Genomic DNA, 21233 nt, shown 5'->3' with positions numbered 1-21233 from the left:
AAAGGGAGTATTTAAGAGCATTGGGATTAAATGAGCAAATTTTCACAAAGCCGGGAGGATAATAGATTTCCTCAAAAAAAATACTCCACATTTGTGGATTGGGGTGTGGAATGTCAGATATAATAAAATTAATATACTTATTTTTTTCATAATGATTACTCCTCCTTTAAGCCTATTTAAATTTAAGACCATGATTTTGGCGAAACAGACAGCACTCTGTCATAGATTCACTAAAAATCAAACGCCTTCCCATTTTGATTGCGTGCGATGGTCCTGATCATATCTGGAATACGACAAAAGTCAACGAAATAAGCAGTCGAAAATCGATCGCTTATCGGCTATAAAAAATAGCCTATAATTAAAAAGCAGAGAGAAATGTCCGAAGATTTATGTTCTCGTTTTGCAACCCGAGTTTTTTTCTTATGCTTTTTCTGTGATTGGATATGGTGTTAACAGACCGGTTTAAAATACTTGATATTTCTTTGTTTTGTTTCCCTGATTTTATCATACTGGCAATCTGGGTTTCCATGGGGGTGAGGTTAATCATTGGATCTGACAGCCTCTTTGAAAAAGGTGAGATGATATCTTCCAGTTCTGATTCCAGGAGAGTTAATAAGGACAGGCGTTGTTTCGGGGTTAGATTTGTTTTCAACCGACCAATTGTGGGTGAAAGGCGGAGCTTGAAATTGGCCAGAAGACTTTCTTCAATGTTCTCCTTATCATTTTCTCTGTTTTTAAGCAGTACCTTTAAAGCGGTATTTAATTCTTTTAATTCTGAAGTCCTTTCTTTTACCCGTTGTTCAAGCTTTTCATTGTTCTCTTCCATTACCTGTTCCACAAGTTTCCGGTCGGTAATATCTATTGCGATTTCCATTCGCACAAAACGGCCGTCTACCCAAGGGATCGCCTGGTCATGCAGTTCGTACCACCCTTCAATTTTTTTATTGTAAAATTCCCATATATGAGGTTCGGTTGGGTTCCCATCAGCATTTATTAATTTGCCATTCGTGCAGAATTCACAAGGCCCTTTTAAATTTTTATGAATTGATTTCCAGCAGATACTGCCCGTCAGGTCAGTTCCAAAAAGATTCTTCATATGATCATTCATGAAAAGTATCTCATGTGATTTCATGTCGGCAATATAAATGGATGAATTAAGGCTGTTAAGGATGATATCTAATATGAATAAGGTTTTGTCATCCAAAGCATTATGGGAATCGTTCCTTTCTTTGAAAAATTTTTTAGCCATTTTCACCACCCAATATTTGTTAAATGATTGTAAGGTCTAATTTTTTTTGTGTTAATTTGACAGGGATCATATATCTGAACTGATACCATAGTAAACAGTTAAATATTTTTAAGCTTTGTATATGAAGTATTTTGGGAAGTTTAATTTTGGGAGTTATTATTAAAACAGCCGTCAATCTCGTCGAATAAAAAAAGGGAGGGGGTAGAAAACAATCATCTCCACCCCCTGGAACTTATAGCTGTAAATTATAAGCGACGGTCAAAATTTATCAAAATATATTTTACATACTGTTATTCACAGTCCGATGTTTCATCATTTAGATCAGGGGCATACAGGGAATCGCTCAATTGAATATCAGTAACTTCAAAGCAGAATTGATCTATACTATCCTTTGTTTTGTCTCCGCTAATGAAAGCAATTCCATCTGGCCCCGTTATACCGTTTTTGACCGTATCATTTGGGAGATTAAACTTTCCATAAACAACGGCACCTGAGACTGGGGCGCTATCCTGATCATAGACAAGAACTTCAGCTTGACCCGTCGTATGGTTTCTTGCGGTTTTTCTGCTGACGGTTATGGATTCCACGTGTACAGTAGAGGTATCGGTCTTCTCACTCACATTGATATAATCATATTTGGTTAATACATCTGTGCCTGAGTCGTTCGTAACAGTTAACTTTACATCATAAGTGCCGGGATGCTCATATGTAAAAGTAGGATTCTGCTCCGATGAAAAATTATCGTCACCAAACTCCCATGACCAAGTTGCAGGCGCGCCACTTGAAAGATCAGTAAATTTTACCTCCAGCGGTGCATAGCCTGTTGTTGGTTCACCAATAAAATTTGCTGTCGGTTTCGTTGGAGTCATGTCAACTTCAAAATACATCTCATCAATATGGATTGTATCTAAGGAATTATTTCCCCAACTGCTATTTGAGTCCGTCACCCTGACGTATACCATGCCGCTCAGAGAGCTTGGCAGTTGTGCAAAATAGATTTTTTCAACCTCATCATTGACTGTGAAGAGGTCATAATAAGTGCTGCCATCGGTTGAATACTCGAACACAAAGTCATCTCCATCCTCATTATCAGAACGATAAGCCTCCAAATAAAATGTCACCGAGTTCCCAGTGTCGACATTGAATGCCCATTTGTGTTCGAGATAGCTTGTTGTCTTTCTCGGGTGATTACTCGAAATCACTTCGGTAATTCTTTCATACGCCCCGTCGCTTGCAAGTGTATCGGTGTAATTGCCGCTTATGGTACCGGCCACAGGGATATCAGCATAAGAATATTCCTTCACCTTAATTGATGGTTCGTTAACGGTGATGTAGTCAATCTTTGTTATTGTGTCGCTCCCATGTTCATTGGTAGCTGTCAAGGAAACGGTGTATGTGCCTGGATCCTCATATGTATGACTTGGGTTTTGTACGTAGGCTGTTCCTCCATCTCCGAAGGTCCAAGTCCACTCGTATGGGCTGTTGCTCGAAAGATCTTCAAAAACAACCGTATGAGGAGCAGACCCTGATGTTGGTGTTCCTTGAAATTCTGCAACAGGTGATGCAGGTCCTATTGCGTTAAGTGCATTATTTGCATTCACAATGCCGACGCCAACATCTTTTGTATAATTGTAAGGTGTAGTGTTGTTGAGAATGATACTCCGTTTTTGTTCTGCTGAAAGAGCGGGATCTTTTGATTCGAGTAAGGCTGCAACCCCGACCACGTGCGGACAAGACATGGAGGTTCCACTCATTGTTGTCACATAATCTGTCCCGGGATCTGTCTTGACAGTGTAAGTGCTCAAAATATCTACGCCTGGTGCGGCAATATCCACCCAGGAACCATAGTTCGACCAGGATGCAGGATCGCCGTATTTGTCAGTTGCTCCGACGTCAAGACAATCATTACGGGAACCTAAATAGTCCGGCTCTGAAGAGCCGCTGTTTCCGGCAGCGACGATGACCATTACATCTTGAGCTATGAGGTAATCAGTCGCAGTTTGGAGCCCACCGCTATCTGATGACCCGAATGAGCAGTTGACCGCAGCAACATTTTCATCTCTTATTTTAAGCCCTGCCATATAGTACATTGCTTCGGCAACGTAATCCATTATTACTATGCCCCCACTATTATTCACCTCATAGCCGATTCTTAAAGGGACAATTTTTACACCATTTGCCACCCCAGTATAAGTTCCGTCACTCCAGCCGCCTGCAGTACCGGCAACTGCATATCCATTATTGGTGATAGCAGCGATAGTCCCGGCCACATGGGTTCCGTGGCCATGTCCGTCGAACGGATCATTATCTGAAGTCTCACAGTCAAGATCACTGCAAGTATACCCGTACCAATCGCCCCGTTCAACAAAGTCCCAACCGATTATATCGTCAACATAGCCATTTTCGTCATCATCCTCACCGTTCCCCGGGGTTTCATTTTCATTAACCCAGATATTGCCGTTTGTGTCTGCATCATCCGGACCGGGGGGGTTACTTCCGCCTAAGTCAACGTGGTCATATTTAACACCTGTATCAAGAACGCCAACGATAACGTCCGGGCTGCCGGTTTCATTATCCCATGCAAGGTCGGCATCAATGCCGTAATCACCATGATATCCCCATTGGGCTGGATATCCCCAATTAATATCAGGGTTATCGTTAGGTGTTGCATAGAAAGTATGAATACCAATCGGCTGTACATGATCTACAAAGGGATTTTTTTCGTATTCCGCCATTGCCTGTTCGAGTGTTCCTTCTGATATTGTGACTTTATAGTGGCGGGCAAGGTTTTTCGCAGACTTCGATTCCGCTTTGGGGCCTCGATCTGAATTAAAAAACTGCGGCCGCAGTTTTTTTACCTTGAATTTGTTTGAAAGTGTGTTGAAACCGTCTAAATGTGCTAATGCAACCGGACTTCTTTTGTCTCGGGCATGATCCACGGGAACGGTTTCTTTCAGCACCACGATGAAACGATTCGGAACAAAGCCTAAAAAGCTGCTTTCTCGAATTTGTGGCGAAGGCTTCACCTGTATTACTTGCTGGGCTTTGACTGCTAGTGGTATTATTAATAATACCGCAATAAATAAAGCGCTAAATTTCTTCATTGAATACCTCTATTTTTTTGTTGGTATTAACTTCATATTAAGCATTTCGTGTGCTTTTTTTTAATGGTATTCGTGTCCAGAATCTTTCAGGCTAGAATCAAATTTATCAAAAAACATACTACATAATGATAAGTGGTGTCAATAAATTTAAAGCAAACCTATATTCATTCTGATATCAAAAATTAAATTATTTTTTAAAGTAATCGTTGCAGGTCTCACATTCTTCCACATATTTTTTTTGTAAGTTTTTTTGTGCATCCCTTTCGGTCTATCAGGTACCAATGAGTTTAACCCTGCTTATGCACTATCGTCCAGACAGATTAAGAATCCGCCAGTCTCTGGTCATACATGGATCCCACCCCGTATTCATTCCGGCGCATAAATTTATCCAGAGACGGGCCAATGATCTGCATCTCAGGATTTTCTTTTTGAACATCCCGGGCGATTCTTATCTCTTTGGTACAGCCGGTACTATAAGTTGAATCCTTGCCAATCCATTCCGGCGGGACTTTTTTGTTTATAAGTGAAAAGCTTTCGGCGATATCGTCTGATGTCTGGAATCTCCATATATCTATATAGGTACTTTTTTGAACAATTTCCCACATATACATGAGATCGTCTGCGTCCATCCCGGGTTCATAATAAGATGACGGGTTGATAATAAAAAGATCGGCAGATTGTTTATGCAACTGGTCGATAAAGGTTTTCATTATTTTTTTTGCCACATCGATTTTTCCAGGGATGGACCCGATAATACCGCTGTAAAACATGACAGACATGCCTTTGTTCCTGGCTGATTTCATTTGATGGATAATTTTATTGGCCTTTTCTTCCAGGTCTGCGTGGGAAAATTTGATAAAGTCAGGGTGTCTGGGTTTGCAGGTGATCAGCAATGCCTTTTTATCAAGGCTGATATTGATGATATTCTGGGTAAACCTGAAGTGGGAATTAATTAATCTTTTTTTCTGGGAGTTTCCCCTCGATATGACACAATCCACCTCTTTGAAGATTCTGGAAAAGGTGGTAGAGGCCAGCAAAAGATTTAAAGTTTCCCGGGTCCCGTCAGATACCACATAGATATTTTTGTCATGTTTCAAGAGCTTTACCAGGTTGTTTTTACTGATGGTTTTTTCATGAATAAAGTGTGCGGTTTCAAGTTCTTTTATCAGGATCGGATCTGTTCTGGTGTCTGCCAGGCAGACTTTTTTGAAAAAGGGAGCCTCTTTTACAGCAAAAATAACCACATGTCCAAGTTCGGCAAGGAATTTGGCGATTGTCAGATCTATAACCGCTTCATCGGATTCATCGGCCAGCCAGAGAATTTTTTGTTTCCTGGCTTTGACCAGCGCCATTAATGGGGACAGCCCATCTCCTCTGATCGGGGTTTTAAAAATTTTTTCAATTTTATTTAACGACGGGATCTTTGAATTTTCATGAGCCCACAGGCTGTTTTGCGTGATCAGGGTCAACCGTCTTTTGAATTCAATCTCTTTGATTTTTTCCCTTAATTCAAATAAAGACAGATTGTCAATCATTTGTAATGAGCCGTCAATCTGGTTTAATGCTTTTTCCATGGTTGCAGAGCTTAGAATGGTTTTTATTTTTTTATTGATCGATCTTTTGTCTGCTGAATACGGATTTTCAATATGGGTACGGCTTAAAAAGATTTTGTACAATTTTTTTTCAAGCCTGGAAGGTATGAGGAGGCCGGTTCGGATTTCATCATCATATTTTATCTTGATTAATGCCTTTAAAAATTGGTTATCATACTCAGAGCCTATTAACTCATCAATCATGGCCATGATCCTGTCAAACACCTGCTGGTAAGATTTTTTTAAAAAAGGAGGGTATTTCCTGGACATAATCGCGTCAAACATTTTATCGGAGCAGGGGAAATATCGTTCCTCATTCTCGGGATAGACCATGAATTCAACCTGTTCTCTCGAGCCTACCTTGGTGGGATAGGCAAACGGATCTATGCTGTTTTTAAGAAAAAAAGCAGTGAACCAGGCATCAAAATCAGGACTTTCTCCAACATGAACAGGGGTGTGTTTTTTATTTTCCATAGGGTCTCCTTTTGAGAGAAAAAGATGCTTCATGATATCATTTCAATTTAAAAATCTATAGTCATTAATTTGTTTTCTGTTTTAAGCTCAATAAGACTTGCCGAATCCTTTTCAATTACACCGTAAGAATAAACACCATTCCGCGGAGAAGTGATGGACCCCGGGTTCATGAAGATATGCCCGTCCTTTTTTTCCAGAAAACAATGGTGGGTATGACCCTGAATGATAATATCAATATTTTCAGAATAGGTGAAAGGACGATGACCATGAGAAAGAAGGATCTTTTTGTTGAAAGCGCTGAACTCCATTATGGTGTCAAATCCGGGGAAAAAAGAGGGCGTATCACAATTTCCATAGACGTAATAAAAATGATGTTTGAATGTGTTCAAATCATTTTTTATGGATTCCGGCTGAAAATTTGTATTTGAAAAATTACCGTATTTCGTATCAAAAAGATCTCCGGCAATGGCAAGTTTATCAGAAGGCTTTAAAAGATTTTTCATGGTTAACCATGAACTGTAACTGCCGTGAATGTCTGCTGTAACAATAAGTTTTTTCATGCCACCAATTTTTTCTTGTTAAAAAAAATAAAATTTCATACTATCGAATTCAAATCAACTAAATTCTCAAAAAATGATACAAATTTAAAATTAGCAATGGTTAAGATTCAAATATTTTTATGATGGATAATAAGACACCCCCCAATAAAGAAATATTTGAGTATCATTACTTTTCACCCAAAAAGAATTTAAAAATCCGATATGGGACAGCCCCCTGTTGTGAAGGCGCTGCAAAAGGCATCTTCCTTTTGTTGCATGGACGATCCGAATTCATTGAAAAGTATAAGGGAGTTGCCAGACAACTGCAGGAAAAAGGGTTTCAGGTTATCAGCCCGGATTGGCGGGGGCAGGGACTGTCTTCCCGGGAGCTTGAAAACAGGCAGAAAGGCCATATCAGCCGGTTCGATGATTATGTGGACGACCTGGAAGCACTCTATTTAAAGGCGATAGAGCCTCAGGGATTGCCGGTTTATATACTGGCACATTCCATGGGCGGGCATATTGCCCTTTGCTTCATGAGCAGGCACCCTTTAAAAATAAAAAAAGCAGTCCTTGTTTCTCCCATGGTTGATATTGCTTTGCCGGCAATGCTTTATCCGGTAGTAAAATTAATATCAAAGAAATTGTCTAAAACTTCATTTGCAAAAAAATATGCCATTGGTTCAAGGGATTATTCTGTTAAAAAAGCAGAATTCAAGGGGAATAATTTATGTCATGATCCGGAAAAATATTGGATTTTACATGATGAGATTGCAAAGAACCCTGACCTTGCTCTTGGTGGTGTCACATGGGGCTGGCTGAATGCAGCCCTTGAATCTGTTGAAATGTTAAAACAGGATGACAGCATTGGCAGGATTACCACTCCTGTACTGATGATCAGTGCCCAAAAAGATTCTATTGTATCATCAAAAGCCCAGGAAAAATTGAGCGGGAAATTGCCCAATTGTTCATTTTTTTCGATTAAGGGCGCATTCCATGAGCTTCTTTTCGAGGAAACCGGAATTAACCGTCAGGTCTGGGATACGTTCAACCAGTTTATTGCTGAATGATTACAGGGATTTTAATGTGTTGATTCTTTCAAGTACGGGTGGGTGAGAATAATTCAAAAACACATAAAAGGGATGAGGGGTTAAATTAGAAAGATTGTGGGCGGACAGTTTTTTTAAGGCATTGATCAATGGCATGTTGTCTTTAATAGTCTCTGCGGCAAACCGGTCAGCCTCATATTCATCTTTTCTGGATGAGATTTGAAGAAGGATTGATAGGAACAGATCTATAGGTGAGTACAGCATGCCAAAAAAGATCAAACCCGCATAAATGGAAATCTCTTTCATGAAAAAGGCATGAAACAAACCTTCATTTGAGATAAATATGGAAATAAGATAAAAAACAAATCCCATTTGAAAGATACCTGAAATTAGTCTTTTAATAATATGTTTTTTTTTAAAATGGCCCATTTCATGGGCAAGGACTGAGACCAATTCTTCAATAGACTGTTCTTTAATCAGGGTATCAAACAAAACAATTCGTTTGTTTTTTCCAAAACCTGTAAAAAAAGCATTGGATTTGCTGCTCCTTTTGGACCCATCCATGACAAAAATATTGGAAAGTAAAAAATTAATAGATTTCGCATAGTTGAATATGGCTTCTTTTAACGGGCCATCTTCCAACGGAGTGAATTTGTTGAACAACGGCATAATCCAGGTGGGAATGATATAATGAACAATAAGAAGGAAAACAGCACTTGCGGCCCAGCAGTAAATCCAGGCAAGCCGGCCGCCAAATTCTAAAAAGCCTAAGATCAATGATAAGAGTATTCCTCCCAAAACCGCTGAAAGAACAATGGACTTAATAAGGTCGGTAAAAAAAAGCATTGGTGTTGTCTTATTGAATCCAAATTTTTCTTCAATCACAAAAGTGGAATAAATACTGAAAGGCAGGGAGATCAGCAGCTTTAAAAATAAAAGAATGCCTGTGAAAAAAAGTCCTGAAACAATTGAGCCGAAATTAAATGATCTGACAAAGGAATCAATCGTTTGGAAACCACCTGAAAACCAAAACAGAAGGATAATAATAAGGTCAACACTTGATGTGATAAATCCAAATTTTGTATTTGCCTTCAGGTAGTTCTGAGATTCAATATATTTTTCAGGTTTGTAATGGTTGTCAAACTCTTTGGGAAGGGGCTGGTTCAGATTCCCAAGGTTTAGAAAGTCTGCAATATTATCAATAAGGTAACTGCCTATCAGTGTCGTAAGAATGATAGCGGTAATAAGTTGTTCTGAAAAAAACATCTTTACAGGAAAGCAGGCTTAAGAATTGATCAGATTTCTTAATTTCCCAGAACATTTAAAGGTTACAACCTTTCTGGCCGGCAGGGTCATCTCTTTATCGGTTGCAGGGTTTCTGCCTTTTCTGGCTTTTTTTTCGTTCACACAAAATTTCCCAAAACCACTAATCATGATATCTTCACCATTTTCAATTGTTTCCTTAATAATTTCAAGGAACTCTTCCATGACTTCATAGGTTGTTGTCCTGGATAGATTAAGCTTGTTTTGTATTTTTTCAGCGATAATTGTTTTGGTTAATGCCATAAATTCTACTCCTGCAACAAAATTTGGCTTTTCATTTAAGCTGGATATTAAAAATTGTTTGCTAAAGTACTTTATTCCCTGGGTATTTGTCAAGTCACTAACCCAAGAATTTAGATTGTTAATTTTTAAATTGTCTGCTATTTTATGTGGTGCGTAATAATTTCAAAAATTTAGATGATTTATTAATAAAAGTCAAATGATTTTAAATATTTAGTGATGGAGTGGAAAAGTCGATGATAAACGCACTGACTGCCCTGGATGGAAGATATGCCCGATTAACAACAGAGCTTGCCGATGTTTTTTCTGAGTATGGCTTGATAAAACACAGAGTGTTTGTTGAAATTGAATGGCTTAAATTCATATTAGCCGATCTGAAACTGGCCCCCTTTGATGATTTAAGCATCAAGAAACTTAATACTATAGCCCGGACATTTGATCTGGAAGATGCCCGTAAGGTTAAGGAGATTGAAAAACAGACAAATCATGATGTAAAGGCAGTTGAATATTTCATAAAGAATCAACTTGATCTTTTAGGGCTTTCAGATATAAAAGAGTGGGTCCACTTTGCCTGCACTTCAGATGATATTAATAATACTTCCTATGCATTGATGTTGAAAAAAGGTAAAGAAATTGCCGTCGCTTTATTAAGGCAGTTCATCACCGACCTTGAACAGAAGGCGGTACAGTATAAATCAATCCCCATGATGTCAAGAACTCATGGCCAGCCGGCAACACCCACAACTGTAGGAAAAGAATTTATAAATTTTGCCTGGCGAATCCTGCAGGAAGCAGATCTTATCGATCAAAATAAAGTTCAGGCAAAAATAAACGGGGCAACCGGAAATTATAATGCGCATTATTTCGTATATCCTGAGATTAACTGGATTGAGGCATCACAACGATTTATTTCTACCCACTTAAATTTGGAACCTATTCTTTTTACAACCCAGGTAAATCCGAATCATTCCATTGCTTTTGTCCTGCATGCCATGATCAGGGCTGCGGCAACGACCATTGATCTGGACCGTGATATGTGGGGATATATCAGTCTGGGGTATTTTAAGCAACGCGTCAAAAAAGGAGAAATCGGTTCATCCACCATGCCTCATAAGGTCAATCCCATTGATTTTGAAAACAGCGAAGGAAATATGGGGCTTGCCATATCAATGATGGAACATCTTTGTGTCAAACTGCAAAAATCAAGATTCCAAAGAGACTTGAGTGACAGTACGGTTTTGAGAAGCCTGGGATCTGCATTTGGTTATTTTGCCATTGGAGTGAAAAATGCCTTAAAAGGATTATCCAAGGTAGAACTGAATAATGAAGTGATACAAAAAGATCTCGATGATAACCCGGAGCTTCTTGCAGAACCTTTCCAGACCGCCATGAGGGTGTTTGGTGAGGACAACCCCTATGAAAGGCTGAAAGAGCTTACCCGTGGACAGAAAATCAATAAAAAAGACCTGGGAAAATTTGTCGAGAGTCTTGAAAAGGTGCCGGCAGATTTTAAAAAACGAATGAAGCAATTAACCCCTGAAACATATGTCGGGCTTGCACAAAATCTGGTTGATATTTATTTTAAAAGCAAATGACAGATAAATTATCAAAAAAAGATGGCACATTGCTTTTGAAACTCGCAAGGGAAAGCATTCTATGTGAGTTCGGGCAAGAAGATGACACGCTTGGATCTTTGAAGAGCAAAGTGCCAACTTTGGTTTTGGAAGAAATCCGTGGAACCTTTGTCAGCTTACATAAAAAAGGGAATCTCAGAGGCTGTATCGGTAATATCGAGCCGGTTAAAACGGTTTTCGAAGGGGTCAGGGATAATGCAAGACACGCAGCCTTTAACGATTCAAGATTCAGCCCGCTGTCCTATGAAGAGTTAAAGGAGACAATCATCGAGGTCAGTATTCTAACCCGGCCGCAAAAGCTTGATTACACGGATGCCCAGGATTTGATTGCAAAGCTCAGACCTGATGTTGATGGTGTGATGATCAAAAAGCGTTATCATGGTGCAACCTTTTTGCCCCAGGTATGGAAACAGCTGAAAGAGCCCAGAACATTCTTAACACATCTTTGTATAAAAGCCGGATTATCATCGGATGAATGGAAATCCGGCGACCTTAGTGTATTAACATATCAGGTTCAATTGTTTAAAGAACAAGCTTAATATGGTTTTATAAAAAGAAAACAAAGAAAGGGTAATACATGGCAATTGATCAGGACTTGTTGAAAGTCATATCATCAATCGATAGCCTTGATGATATGAATCACTTTTTTGAAGATATTTTCACTCCTGCTGAACTGGATGATATTTCTTTGAGATGGAAGCTTTTAAAGGATCTTCACAATGGACTGACCCAGCGTAAAATTGCAGAGAAATACGGTATCAGCCTGTGTAAGATTACAAGAGGATCAAAAATTTTAAAAAATAAAGATTCCGCTGTATTAAAAGTATTAAACTCCTAAAGATCCGATATGAGCTCCAATGCCAGTTTTGACCATAATTCCAAGTTTAATTGTTCAAGATTTTTTGTTTTTTCCCATGCAAATTTAAATAGCTCAGAACCGGGGGAAAATTTTTCAGGAGCGGTTGTCAGTATCCTGAAAACAGCGCCCAGATGAACCTTTCCAACGTCTGTAACATCCTCGCTGATCACTCCGATAAACTGTGGAAGGTCGTCTTCAGATCTTTGATCAAGTTCTTCATTTAGTTCTCTTTCCATGCCGGCAATCAGAATTTGCAAAAAAGACTCGTTTTGTGTTTTCATGTCAATGGGATTAATATGACCACCTATTCCGATGGACCAAAGGTCATGAAGCCGTTGCTCAGTTCCTTTCCGGTTATATATAGCCGTCTTTTCAAAGTCTGAGGTTTGAAGAATAATATAGGGGATAATCTGTTTATAAGAGGGGTTCTTTTCTGCATCTGAGCGATTCATAAACTCAAATCCTACAGCAGAACAGTTTTCAATAAACAGGTCCAGTTCCAATGGCACAATGCTTTTTTGCTGCACCCATGATTCTGGTAAGCGGTTCCTTTTAATACATAACACGGTTTCGTTTTTAGTCACAAAAATTATCCTTTTTGCATGTTGATGAATCCTAAATTTCATATGTTTATCATATCCTGTAAGAAAAATGAAAGATGATTTTTGGAGTTTTAATTGCAGATTTTATCGGGTCTGTGGTATTGAGGGATATAACAATCATTAAATTCAGAGGCGGTTATGTTATTCTTAAACAAAGATGCCATTCAAAAGATAGATCAGAATAGTATTCAAACAGCTGTTGAACAGGCTTACAGACTGGTGCTGAGTCAAAATTACAATATGCCGGACAGAATGCATGTAGCAGACAACCAAAACATACTTTTGTTAATGCCCTGTTTTTCAGAAAAATTTTTTTCGACGAAATTAGTTTCAGTTTTTCCTGAAGCCCAGCAGCATGGACAACCGGCAGTGAATGGAGTGATGGTTCTTTCTGATAATGTTTCAGGACAGCCCCTGGCTGTCATGGATGGTGCAGCAGTCACTGCCCAGAGAACAGGCGCTGTCGGGGGATTAGGGGTCAAGCTTCTTACACCTGAAACTGTGAGAGCTGCCGGGGTTTTGGGTGCCGGGGTACAAGGGCTTAGCCAGGCTCGATACCTTCTGTTTAACCGTAAGATAAAAACCCTTTATATCTATGATTTGTACAAAGAATCTGCAATAAATATGACCAGGGTTCTGAAAAAAGAATATCCAGATGTTGACTATGTAATAACCGAGAATGCAAACCAGTTGGTTGAAAATTCCAGTGTGATTATTGCTGCGACAACGAGCAGCAACCCTTTGTTTGAAACCACTCCCGATGGTGTTATGGGGAAAATCTTTATTTCAATCGGTTCATTTCGACCCGATATGCAGGAGTTTCCGGATACAGTGATTGAAACTGCAGATGATGTTTTTGTTGACACCCTGTTTGCTGCCAAAGAATCAGGTGACATCGCCACCCCTTTAAAAAAGCATGTTATAACAAAAAACAAGATAAAAGAATTTGCCGGGTTACTTGGAAAAAATACATATCCTGAAAACAGAACTGTTTTTTTTAAATCCGTTGGGATGGCCTTGTTTGATTTAACCGTATCCTCTGCTATTTATCAGCTGGCTGTAAAAAATAATATCGGGCAGGCACTTGATTTTTAGTATGGAAATAAAAAATGTATTAGTTACCGGTGGTGGCGGTTTTTTGGGTAAGGCGATTGTTAAAAAACTTGTTAAGAAAAATTTGGCAGTCACTTCTTTTTCAAGAAATTTTTATCCTGACCTCGAAAATTTGGGTGTTTTACAAATCCAAGGGGATCTGGCAGATAAAAATGCAGTTGCCAAGGCCGTCAGAAATATTGATTCAGTATTTCATGTGGCTGCAAAACCGGGAATCTGGGGATCCTTTGAAGACTTCTTTCAGGCAAATGTGACCGGGACTGAAAATGTGATATTCGCGTGCCTGGAAAATAAAATTAAACAATTGATATATACCAGTTCTCCCAGTGTGATATTTGATGAAAATGATATGGAAGATGTGGATGAAAGCATTCCTTACCCGAAAAAATATCTGGCACCATATCCAGAGACCAAAGCCATGGCAGAAAAATTAGTGAAAAGCGCGGCAAAAAAAGGATTGAGCACCATCATCATTCGGCCGCACCTGATTTGGGGACCGGAAGATAACCACATGGTTCCGGGAATTATCAATAGAGCCAATAAATTGAAAAGGGTAGGGCGAAAGGATGACCTGGTTGATACAATTTATGTTGACAATGCTGCGGATGCTCATATTCTAGCCTCTCAAAAGCTTATAGAAAATCCTTCATTATCAGGAAATATCTATTTTGTCAGCCAGGATGAACCGGTCTCAAAATGGGAAATGGCCAATGCCTTTTTGGATGCTGCTGGTTTGCCACCGATAAACGGACATATTTCTGCAAAAACAGCCTATATCGCAGGATCAATTTTTGAGTTTTTTTATAAGCTTTTCAGGCTTAAAAAAGAACCGCCAATAACCCGGTTTGCAGCAAAAGAGCTTGCCACATCCCACTGGTTTAATATTTCAAGGGCTAAAAAGGATTTGGGCTACACTCCAAAGGTTTCTACGCAAGAAGGACTTCGAAGGCTAAAACAATGGTTTTCAACCAGGGAATAAAAAACTATGAAGCATTTTCAAAAAGTCATCTCGCTTAAATTTAACAAGTTCAAAAAGGTTTTTATTTTTGCCGCAAAAGGGTTCCGGGAGGATCGGTGTGACCTTCGGGCATCATCTTTAACCTTATTTACGCTGTTATCAATCGTTCCTGTGATGGCCATGGCATTCGGCATTGCAAAAGGATTTGGGTTCAAGGAAATTCTGGAAAAACGAGTCCTTGAATTGTTTGCAGGGCAGGAAGAGGTGATCCAGAATGTTTTGGCCTTTTCAAGCAATCTCCTTGAAAAAACAAAAGGCGGCTTAATGGCTGTTTTCGGTATTATCCTTCTTTTTTATTCTTTAATAAAGCTTATCGGGCATATTGAAAATGCATTTAATAAGATCTGGTGGGTGAATGATGACAGGCCATTGATTCGAAAGTTTACAGATTATATCGCTATTTCAATCACAGCCGGTATTCTGGTCATTTTTTCAAGTAGCGCTAATATCTTTATTACAGCATATCTTGCCAGGTTTTTGTCCAATCTCCAACTTCCGGGGAATGTTGAACAATTAATTTCTCTGGGGCTTAATATTTTTTCTTTTTTACCCATCTGGATATTGTTTATCTTTTTTTATATTTTTATTCCGAACAAGAAGATAGATATTAAAGCGGCATTGGCCGGCGGTATAATTGCGGGGACCATATTTCAAGTGACTCAAATGACCTATCTGAAATTTCAGATTGGCGTTTCCAATTATAATGCCATCTATGGCAGCTTTGCAGCCCTGCCTTTATTTTTAATCTGGTTGCAGGCCTCTTGGGTAATTGTTTTATTTGGAGCGGAAGTTGCATTTTCCTGGGAAAATACCGAAGCACTTGAAACCCAAGACATTGATTATGGCAAGATCAGTATCCGGTTAAAGAAATTAATTGTTTTGCGAATCGTTCATCTGTGTGTAAACCGGTTTGCCAACAAAGAAACACCTGCTTCAGATATTGATATCGCATCTAAGATAAAAATTCCCTTAAAAATAATTAAAGTGTTGTTGGTAAAACTCGTCGAATGCCGTGTCCTTCTGGAGGTGAATGGACCAGACAACATTGGCTATGTCCCCGCTTCAGATATAGAGTGTCTGACTATTTTTGATGTATTGACTGCGTTTGAACAAAGAGGGGATGATGTCATCCAGGTCGGTGGCACAATAGAATTTGAAGCCTTGGAAGAAAGCCTCGATGACTTTGCCAAAGCATGTCAGCAATCTTCCGGGGACAGAAATTTTAAGGATATTTAACTATTTAGTGCCATATGTATGAAAAGAAACTTTATGGGACTGCAAACTATCTTTGAGATGACCTTTTTTAACTTCATCAGGATAGCCAACGGCAATGATTGATTCAATCATTATATTATCGGGGATGTTTAACAGTTCTTTAACATAAGCATCCGCACTTTTAGCAGGAGTATGTTCTCTTTTTCGAATTTGTATCCAGCAACTGCCAAGTCCCAGGTCATGAGCAGCCAGATGGATAAAGACAGAAGCAATGGATGCATCCTCAACCCAGACGTCGCTTTTTGATTCGTCAGCGCAGACTACAATTCCAAGGGTGGCTCCTTTTAGGAAGGTTGCCCCGTGGGGTTTGGCTTTGGAAAGTTTTTCAAGGAGATTTCTATCTTCTATAAAAACAAATCGCCAAGGGTTAATACTTTTTGAAGAAGGCGATCGTAAGGCTGCCTCAATAAGTGAATCTATTTTCTCTTTTTCAATTGGTTTGCTTTTGAATTTTCTAACACTTCTTCTGCTTGAAATCAGGTCTAAAAACATAGTCTGTCCTGTAAAAATTAATGAAAACGGGTAATATTAATATTATTCTGCAATTGCATTTCATCGAATTTTTTTCTTAATATTCGTTTAAATTTATTCCGCGTCAAAGGCCATAACAGGAGTAACCCAAAAACATCGGTGATAAGTCCGGGCGTGATTAATACAACTCCGGCAGCAAAAATAATGACGGCATCAATCAATTCTTCTGCCGGCATAAGTCCTTGGTTCAAGTTTGTTCTAAGTCTCATCATGGTGTTCATGCCTTCCAGCCTGGCAAGCCAGGCCCCTAAAAATCCTGTCAGAATGACCAGCAAAATCGTATTAAGGCCTCCAATGACGGTTCCAATTTTTATTAATAAATAAAGTTCAATAACAGGAATCAGGGTAAAACATAAAAATAATTTTAAAAGCATTTTCTTTGTTCCTTGTTGCTTTGGATAACATTAAACATAATGATACCTAAACTTTTTTTGTCAAGCCTTTCACATATATTCAGAAAAAATCGGTTAAATTGTATCTTTATAAATTCGAGCAATGATTTCTTTTAAAAGTTTTGCAGCAACCATGGATGTCATTGAATTAAGATCTCTGTCCGGATTATATTCAACAATATCGGCGCCTATGATTTTTCCTTTAAGTTGATGAATGATATCGATGACCTGACGTGTGGTCATTCCTCCGGGCTCATGATGAGAAACACCCGGAGCAAAGGCAGGGTCCAGACAGTCCAAATCAAGAGATAGATATACGGGCCCATCAAACTCAAGTTCGTCCAACCAGCCATCCCCATTTTTCATTTCCATAACTTCTACACCAAACTTTTGAGCCTGTTCTCGCTGATGGCCGTTCATGGTCCTGATGCCTGCCTGGACTAGTCTTTTAGCCGGTTTTCTTTCCATGATCCTTGCGAAAGGACAGGCATGGGAATAAATATTTCCATGAAGGCTGTCATATAGGTCCGGGTGAGCATCAAGATGAAGGATATTAATATGATCGTATTTTTGAGCATATGCCTCTATGATCGGAAAGGTTACAGAATGGTCCCCACCAAGGCTAATTAGATGACAATCCAGATCTAAAATGTTTTTAATTGAATTTGTGATTAGATTAAAATCATCTATACCCTTTTTAAACTCAATATCCCCCAAATCATATAAATATTCGATAGATCCAAGATCCAATCCTTTTTCCGACCAGAGATTGGATGAATCGGAAAAATAGCTTTTCCTGATTTGTTCGGGTGCCAAAGAGGGGCCTTTTTGAAAGGAAGAATTCTTATCAAATGGAATCCCTAAAATACAAATACTGCCATTTTGAATATTTTTTTTTACTGGTTTCACTCGTTCCTCTAATTAAAAAATTTTCAGACTGATATTCGGATCCCAAATATCTTTGATATCTCTTCTCTTAACAGACTTATTGATGATATCAAGGAAAGAATTCCTGGAAATTTCTGTGGCGCCCATGTTGAGAAGATGGTTTGTCGTCACCTGGCAGTCAATCAGGTCAAATCCCTGGTTTTCTAAATAGTTTGCAAGCGCTACCAAAGCAATTTTGGACGCATCACTTTCAGAGGAAAACATGGATTCACCAAAAAAAGATCCGCCAAGGCAAACGCCGTACAATCCGCCGACTAATTTGTCGTCTCTCCAGGTTTCAATGGAATGGACATATCCCATGTTATGAAGTTCTATATAAGACGCTATCATTTCATCCACAAGCCAGGTGCCGGCATCGTTATTTTTTCTCGGCCTTGCACAGGAAACAATGGTTTGCTCAAATGCGTTATCCATTGTAACCGTAAAGCGATTTTGTCTGATTTTTTTATTCAAGCTTTTTGAAATATTAATATCTTTGGGGAAGAGTACAAGCCTTGGATCAGGCGACCACCACAAGATGGGCTCACCTTTTGAAAACCAGGGAAATATCCCATTTTCATAGGCAAGTAGAAGTCTTTTGGAGGAAAGATCTCCCCCAATGCATAAAAGTCCGTCAGATCTTGAAAGCCAGGCCGGGGGGAAGTCTAATCTTTTTGATAACCTGAAAAGGGGCATTCAGCTTTTAAATATAAAATTCAGCGTATTGTTTTTAAGACCAATGGATATTTTACCACCTTTTGCAAGTTTGCCAAAAAGAATTTCATCTGTGAGCTTATCTTTAATTCTAGTCTGGATAATTCTTGCCAGCGGTCTGGCACCAAACTTGGGATTATACCCTTCTTTTGCAAGAAATGATCGAACTGTAGCAGAATAACTCAATTTAATTTCTTTGACCTTGAGCATGGCTTTCAGTTCTTTCATGTTTTTATCAACAATCATTTCCATGATCTTAGGGGACAGATGGTTAAATTGTACAATACCGTCAAGCCGGTTTCTAAATTCGGGGCTGAATGTCTTTTCAGCGGCTTTCAGTCCTTCGCTGCCTGCATTTTGTGACTGGGAGCCAAACCCAATTGCATTGGCACTCATTTCCCTTGCGCCGGCATTGGATGTCATGATAATGATGACATTCCTGAAATCTGCTGATTTTCCGCTGTTATCTGTCAGGGTTGCATAGTCCATAACTTGTAAAAGAATATTATAAAGGTCCATATGGGCTTTTTCAATTTCGTCAAGCAATAGAACACAGTGAGGGTGTTTTCTTATACTGTCGGTCAGGATACCGCCCTGGTCAAATCCGACATATCCTGGCGGGGCTCCGATAAGTCTTGAAACGGCATGCTTTTCCATGTATTCACTCATGTCAAATCTCAAAAACTCTATTCCCATATGATGGGCAAGCTGTTTTGCCACTTCTGTTTTACCAACACCGGTGGGTCCCATGAAAAGGAAAGATCCAATGGGACGATCCGGAGCTGCCAGACCGGCCCTTGATCTTTTAATGGAAGTGGTCAGGGTTTCAATGGCATCGTTTTGTCCAAATATAACCTTAAACATTTTTTTTGGCAGGGATTCCAAATTGGCCTTATCTGTTGATGTAACACTTGTGACGGGTACTTTGGCAATTTTAGCGACAATTTTTTCAATATCTTTAGGGCTTACGGTTTTTCGCTTACCTTTGCCCTTCAGCCTGAGATAAGCACCCGTTTCATCAATAACATCAATGGCTTTATCCGGCAGGAGTCGGTCATTGATATATTTATCCGAGAGATAGGCTGCGGCCTCTATAGTCTCAGCGGTGTATGCCAGCCCGTGATGCTTTTCATAATAGGGTTTAAGACCTTTCAGAATTTGAGTTGTCTCTTCAATGGATGGTTCTGAAACTTCAATTTTTTCAAATCTTCTTGAAAAAGCTCGGTCTTTTTCAAAATGATTCTTATATTCTTCATAGGTAGTGGTACCAATACATTTAATATCCCCGGAAGAAAGAGCCGGCTTTAAAATATTTGAGGCATCCATGGAACCGCTGGTGGTTGCACCTGCGCCAACAACCGTATGGATTTCATCGATAATCAGCAATGCATTCTCTTTGGATTCAAGGGCATTGATGACGTCCTTGAGACGTTGTTCAAAGTCTCCTCGATATTTTGTTCCTGCAAGGAGAGCCCCCATATCAAGGGAAAATAGCTCACAATTTTCCAAAAGATCCGGTACTAATTTATCATTTATTTGTATTGCAAGCCCTTCGGCAATTGCTGTTTTTCCAACTCCAGGATCTCCCACCAGGATCGGATTGTTTTTTCTTCTGCGGCAAAGAACCTGCATAACTCTGTCCATCTCATTGACCCTTCCGATGAGCGGATCAATCTTTTTGTCCTCTGCTTTTTTCAACAGGTTTGTTGTAAAAGTTTCCAAAGGATCTTTCTTTTTCCCCCGTTTTGTTTTCTTGTCCGCATGTTTAAATACTTTCCGGGAAGGATCCAAAGGCGGGCCGGGTTTTTTTACTGGTCCCGCGGTATCCGCGGTATGTGAAATATATTTTAATACGTCAAGACGCGTAATTCCTTCTGATTCGAGGTAAAATGCAGCATGGGAATCTTTTTCCTGAAAAATGGATGCAAGAATATCCCCTAAATTGACTTCATCCTTCTCAGCAGATCTGGCATGGTTGATGGCTCGCTGTATCATTCGCTGGAATCCGATGGTCTGCTGTAACACATATTCTTCTTTTGTGCTGATTCTGGTTAACTTTTCATCAAAGAATTTTTCAAGTTCTTCTTTTATCTGTTCCGGGCTGCCACCACATTTTTCAATAGTCTGGGCACCTGTTTCATGGTTAAGGATTGCATAAAGAACATGTTCAACACAAACATACTCATGCCTTCTTTTTTTCGCCTCCCGTACGGCAAAACCGAGGGTTGTACTGAGTTCTTTGCTAATCATACTTACTCCTTCTCCATTGTGCTTTTTAAAGGAAATCCCTTATTGTTTGCCAGATTGTGTACTGTTTCTACTTTGGTTTCTGCAATCTGCAATGGGTAGATACCACATATTTCTTTTCCTTTACTATGTATATTAAGCATCATTTTCGTCGCTTTTTCAAGTGATTTTCCAAAAACGTTTATAAGAATTTCCACAACAAACTCCATGGTAGTATAGTCGTCATTATGCAGGATGACTTTATACATGGGAGGCCAATCATTTTTTGATCTGGATGAAACCTCATCTTTTATTTCTGAATCAGTGGATGCCATTACCCGTATTTCTCTCTATCCCATACAGCATTTTTTA

Annotated in this window: 20 protein-coding genes; 7 read left to right on the top strand and 13 right to left on the bottom strand. The window is 39.3% G+C overall.

Features of this window, described 5'->3' with window-relative positions; genetic code table 11:
• Positions 1-358 precede the first annotated feature (358 nt).
• The 4 genes from HGJ91_RS12520 to HGJ91_RS12505 all read right to left on the bottom strand — a co-directional run bounded on the left by HGJ91_RS12520 (position 359) and on the right by HGJ91_RS12505 (position 6979).
• Positions 359-1249 carry a helix-turn-helix transcriptional regulator gene (locus tag HGJ91_RS12520; RefSeq protein WP_291348143.1) on the bottom strand — a complete coding sequence of 297 codons (891 nt, stop codon included), beginning with the start codon at positions 1247-1249 and terminating at the stop codon, positions 359-361.
• A 290-nt stretch (positions 1250-1539) separates the two neighbouring features.
• The gene (locus HGJ91_RS12515; protein WP_291348141.1) at positions 1540-4353 is read right to left on the bottom strand and encodes a S8 family serine peptidase; all 2814 of its coding nucleotides are present in this window, start codon (positions 4351-4353) and stop codon (positions 1540-1542) included.
• A gap of 320 nt (positions 4354-4673) precedes the next feature.
• Entirely contained in the window at positions 4674-6419 is a 1746-nt protein-coding gene (locus HGJ91_RS12510) for an ARMT1-like domain-containing protein (protein WP_291348138.1), read from the bottom strand.
• Positions 6420-6466: 47 nt separating this feature from the next.
• Complete coding sequence (locus HGJ91_RS12505; RefSeq protein ID WP_291348136.1) at positions 6467-6979, bottom strand: YfcE family phosphodiesterase; 513 nt, start codon at positions 6977-6979, stop codon at positions 6467-6469.
• A gap of 119 nt (positions 6980-7098) precedes the next feature.
• Between HGJ91_RS12505 and HGJ91_RS12500 the strand changes: the two genes are divergently transcribed.
• Positions 7099-8028 (top strand): alpha/beta fold hydrolase, encoded by a 930-nt coding sequence (locus HGJ91_RS12500; protein ID WP_291348135.1) that lies wholly within the window; start codon positions 7099-7101, stop codon positions 8026-8028.
• On the opposite strand, the gene HGJ91_RS12495 is transcribed toward HGJ91_RS12500, so the two are convergent.
• Positions 8029-9273 carry a M48 family metallopeptidase gene (locus tag HGJ91_RS12495; protein WP_291348134.1) on the bottom strand — a complete coding sequence of 415 codons (1245 nt, stop codon included), beginning with the start codon at positions 9271-9273 and terminating at the stop codon, positions 8029-8031.
• An 18-nt stretch (positions 9274-9291) separates the two neighbouring features.
• Positions 9292-9573 carry an integration host factor subunit alpha gene (locus HGJ91_RS12490; RefSeq protein WP_291348132.1) on the bottom strand — a complete coding sequence of 94 codons (282 nt, stop codon included), beginning with the start codon at positions 9571-9573 and terminating at the stop codon, positions 9292-9294.
• A gap of 233 nt (positions 9574-9806) precedes the next feature.
• Here HGJ91_RS12490 and purB point away from each other — a divergent pair, with 233 nt between their 5' ends.
• The 3 genes from purB to HGJ91_RS12475 are packed head-to-tail and all read left to right on the top strand — an operon-like array spanning position 9807 to position 12042.
• Complete coding sequence (purB, locus tag HGJ91_RS12485) at positions 9807-11165, top strand: adenylosuccinate lyase (RefSeq protein WP_291348131.1); 1359 nt, start codon at positions 9807-9809, stop codon at positions 11163-11165.
• Positions 11162-11743 carry an AmmeMemoRadiSam system protein A gene (gene amrA, locus HGJ91_RS12480; RefSeq protein WP_291348130.1) on the top strand — a complete coding sequence of 194 codons (582 nt, stop codon included), beginning with the start codon at positions 11162-11164 and terminating at the stop codon, positions 11741-11743. Before purB ends, amrA begins: the two co-directional genes overlap by 4 nt.
• Positions 11744-11781: 38 nt before the next feature.
• Positions 11782-12042 (top strand): Trp family transcriptional regulator, encoded by a 261-nt coding sequence (locus HGJ91_RS12475; RefSeq protein ID WP_291348128.1) that lies wholly within the window; start codon positions 11782-11784, stop codon positions 12040-12042.
• Here the strand turns inward: HGJ91_RS12475 and HGJ91_RS12470 are convergent.
• Positions 12039-12647, bottom strand: coding sequence for a phosphoesterase (locus HGJ91_RS12470; protein ID WP_291348126.1), 609 nt, complete (start codon positions 12645-12647; stop codon positions 12039-12041). The two genes, HGJ91_RS12475 and HGJ91_RS12470, sit on opposite strands and share 4 nt — an antisense overlap.
• 156 nt (positions 12648-12803) lie before the next feature.
• On the opposite strand from HGJ91_RS12470, the gene HGJ91_RS12465 reads away from it, so the two are divergent.
• From HGJ91_RS12465 to HGJ91_RS12455, 3 genes are read left to right on the top strand one after another with little or no spacing between them, the layout of a single operon-like run.
• Complete coding sequence (locus HGJ91_RS12465; protein ID WP_291348124.1) at positions 12804-13760, top strand: ornithine cyclodeaminase family protein; 957 nt, start codon at positions 12804-12806, stop codon at positions 13758-13760.
• Between the two features lies 1 nt (position 13761).
• Positions 13762-14757, top strand: a complete 996-nt coding sequence (locus HGJ91_RS12460) for an NAD-dependent epimerase/dehydratase family protein (protein WP_291348122.1) — start codon at positions 13762-13764, stop codon at positions 14755-14757.
• 6 nt (positions 14758-14763) lie between these two features.
• Positions 14764-16032, top strand: coding sequence for a YihY/virulence factor BrkB family protein (locus tag HGJ91_RS12455; protein ID WP_291348119.1), 1269 nt, complete (start codon positions 14764-14766; stop codon positions 16030-16032).
• Here the strand turns inward: HGJ91_RS12455 and HGJ91_RS12450 are convergent, their stop codons facing one another.
• From HGJ91_RS12450 to HGJ91_RS12425, 6 genes are all read right to left on the bottom strand, one after another.
• On the bottom strand, positions 16033-16563 hold the full coding sequence (locus tag HGJ91_RS12450) for a nitroreductase family protein (protein ID WP_291348117.1): 531 nt from the start codon (positions 16561-16563) through the stop codon (positions 16033-16035).
• A 17-nt stretch (positions 16564-16580) separates the two neighbouring features.
• A complete protein-coding gene (locus tag HGJ91_RS12445) occupies positions 16581-16976 on the bottom strand; it encodes an FxsA family protein (RefSeq protein ID WP_291348115.1) in 396 nt (131 codons plus the stop codon).
• A 93-nt stretch (positions 16977-17069) separates the two neighbouring features.
• Positions 17070-17903 (bottom strand): agmatinase, encoded by an 834-nt coding sequence (gene speB, locus HGJ91_RS12440; RefSeq protein ID WP_291348113.1) that lies wholly within the window; start codon positions 17901-17903, stop codon positions 17070-17072.
• A 12-nt stretch (positions 17904-17915) separates the two neighbouring features.
• Positions 17916-18617 (bottom strand): leucyl/phenylalanyl-tRNA--protein transferase, encoded by a 702-nt coding sequence (gene aat / locus HGJ91_RS12435; protein ID WP_291348111.1) that lies wholly within the window; start codon positions 18615-18617, stop codon positions 17916-17918.
• On the bottom strand, positions 18618-20885 hold the full coding sequence (gene clpA, locus HGJ91_RS12430; protein WP_291348109.1) for an ATP-dependent Clp protease ATP-binding subunit ClpA: 2268 nt from the start codon (positions 20883-20885) through the stop codon (positions 18618-18620).
• A gap of 2 nt (positions 20886-20887) precedes the next feature.
• Complete coding sequence (locus tag HGJ91_RS12425) at positions 20888-21130, bottom strand: ATP-dependent Clp protease adaptor ClpS (RefSeq protein WP_367142607.1); 243 nt, start codon at positions 21128-21130, stop codon at positions 20888-20890.
• Positions 21131-21233: the final 103 nt, after the last annotated feature.

Source organism: Desulfobacula sp. (assembly GCF_014237455.1).
In the GTDB taxonomy this organism is placed as follows: Bacteria; Desulfobacterota; Desulfobacteria; order Desulfobacterales; family Desulfobacteraceae; genus Desulfobacula.
The sequence above is the reverse complement of the archived record's forward strand: the minus strand, read 5'-3'. Positions and strand labels throughout refer to the sequence as shown.

Bases quoted from the DNA above. Each gene is read 5' to 3' on its own strand.
- purB (WP_291348131.1), top strand. From the start codon at position 9,807: ATGATAAACGCACTGACTGCCCTGGATGGAAGATATGCCCGATTAACA.
- HGJ91_RS12460 (WP_291348122.1), top strand. From the start codon at position 13,762: ATGGAAATAAAAAATGTATTAGTTACCGGTGGTGGCGGTTTTTTGGGT.
- HGJ91_RS12505 (WP_291348136.1), bottom strand. From the start codon at position 6,979: ATGAAAAAACTTATTGTTACAGCAGACATTCACGGCAGTTACAGTTCA.
- HGJ91_RS12510 (WP_291348138.1), bottom strand. From the start codon at position 6,419: ATGGAAAATAAAAAACACACCCCTGTTCATGTTGGAGAAAGTCCTGAT.
- HGJ91_RS12450 (WP_291348117.1), bottom strand. From the start codon at position 16,563: ATGTTTTTAGACCTGATTTCAAGCAGAAGAAGTGTTAGAAAATTCAAA.
- HGJ91_RS12475 (WP_291348128.1), top strand. From the start codon at position 11,782: ATGGCAATTGATCAGGACTTGTTGAAAGTCATATCATCAATCGATAGC.
- amrA (WP_291348130.1), top strand. From the start codon at position 11,162: ATGACAGATAAATTATCAAAAAAAGATGGCACATTGCTTTTGAAACTC.
- HGJ91_RS12465 (WP_291348124.1), top strand. From the start codon at position 12,804: ATGTTATTCTTAAACAAAGATGCCATTCAAAAGATAGATCAGAATAGT.
- HGJ91_RS12455 (WP_291348119.1), top strand. From the start codon at position 14,764: ATGAAGCATTTTCAAAAAGTCATCTCGCTTAAATTTAACAAGTTCAAA.
- HGJ91_RS12490 (WP_291348132.1), bottom strand. From the start codon at position 9,573: ATGGCATTAACCAAAACAATTATCGCTGAAAAAATACAAAACAAGCTT.
- HGJ91_RS12445 (WP_291348115.1), bottom strand. From the start codon at position 16,976: ATGCTTTTAAAATTATTTTTATGTTTTACCCTGATTCCTGTTATTGAA.
- clpA (WP_291348109.1), bottom strand. From the start codon at position 20,885: ATGATTAGCAAAGAACTCAGTACAACCCTCGGTTTTGCCGTACGGGAG.
- aat (WP_291348111.1), bottom strand. From the start codon at position 18,617: ATGCCCCTTTTCAGGTTATCAAAAAGATTAGACTTCCCCCCGGCCTGG.
- HGJ91_RS12520 (WP_291348143.1), bottom strand. From the start codon at position 1,249: ATGGCTAAAAAATTTTTCAAAGAAAGGAACGATTCCCATAATGCTTTG.
- HGJ91_RS12425 (WP_367142607.1), bottom strand. From the start codon at position 21,130: ATGTATAAAGTCATCCTGCATAATGACGACTATACTACCATGGAGTTT.
- HGJ91_RS12500 (WP_291348135.1), top strand. From the start codon at position 7,099: ATGATGGATAATAAGACACCCCCCAATAAAGAAATATTTGAGTATCAT.
- HGJ91_RS12495 (WP_291348134.1), bottom strand. From the start codon at position 9,273: ATGTTTTTTTCAGAACAACTTATTACCGCTATCATTCTTACGACACTG.
- HGJ91_RS12515 (WP_291348141.1), bottom strand. From the start codon at position 4,353: ATGAAGAAATTTAGCGCTTTATTTATTGCGGTATTATTAATAATACCA.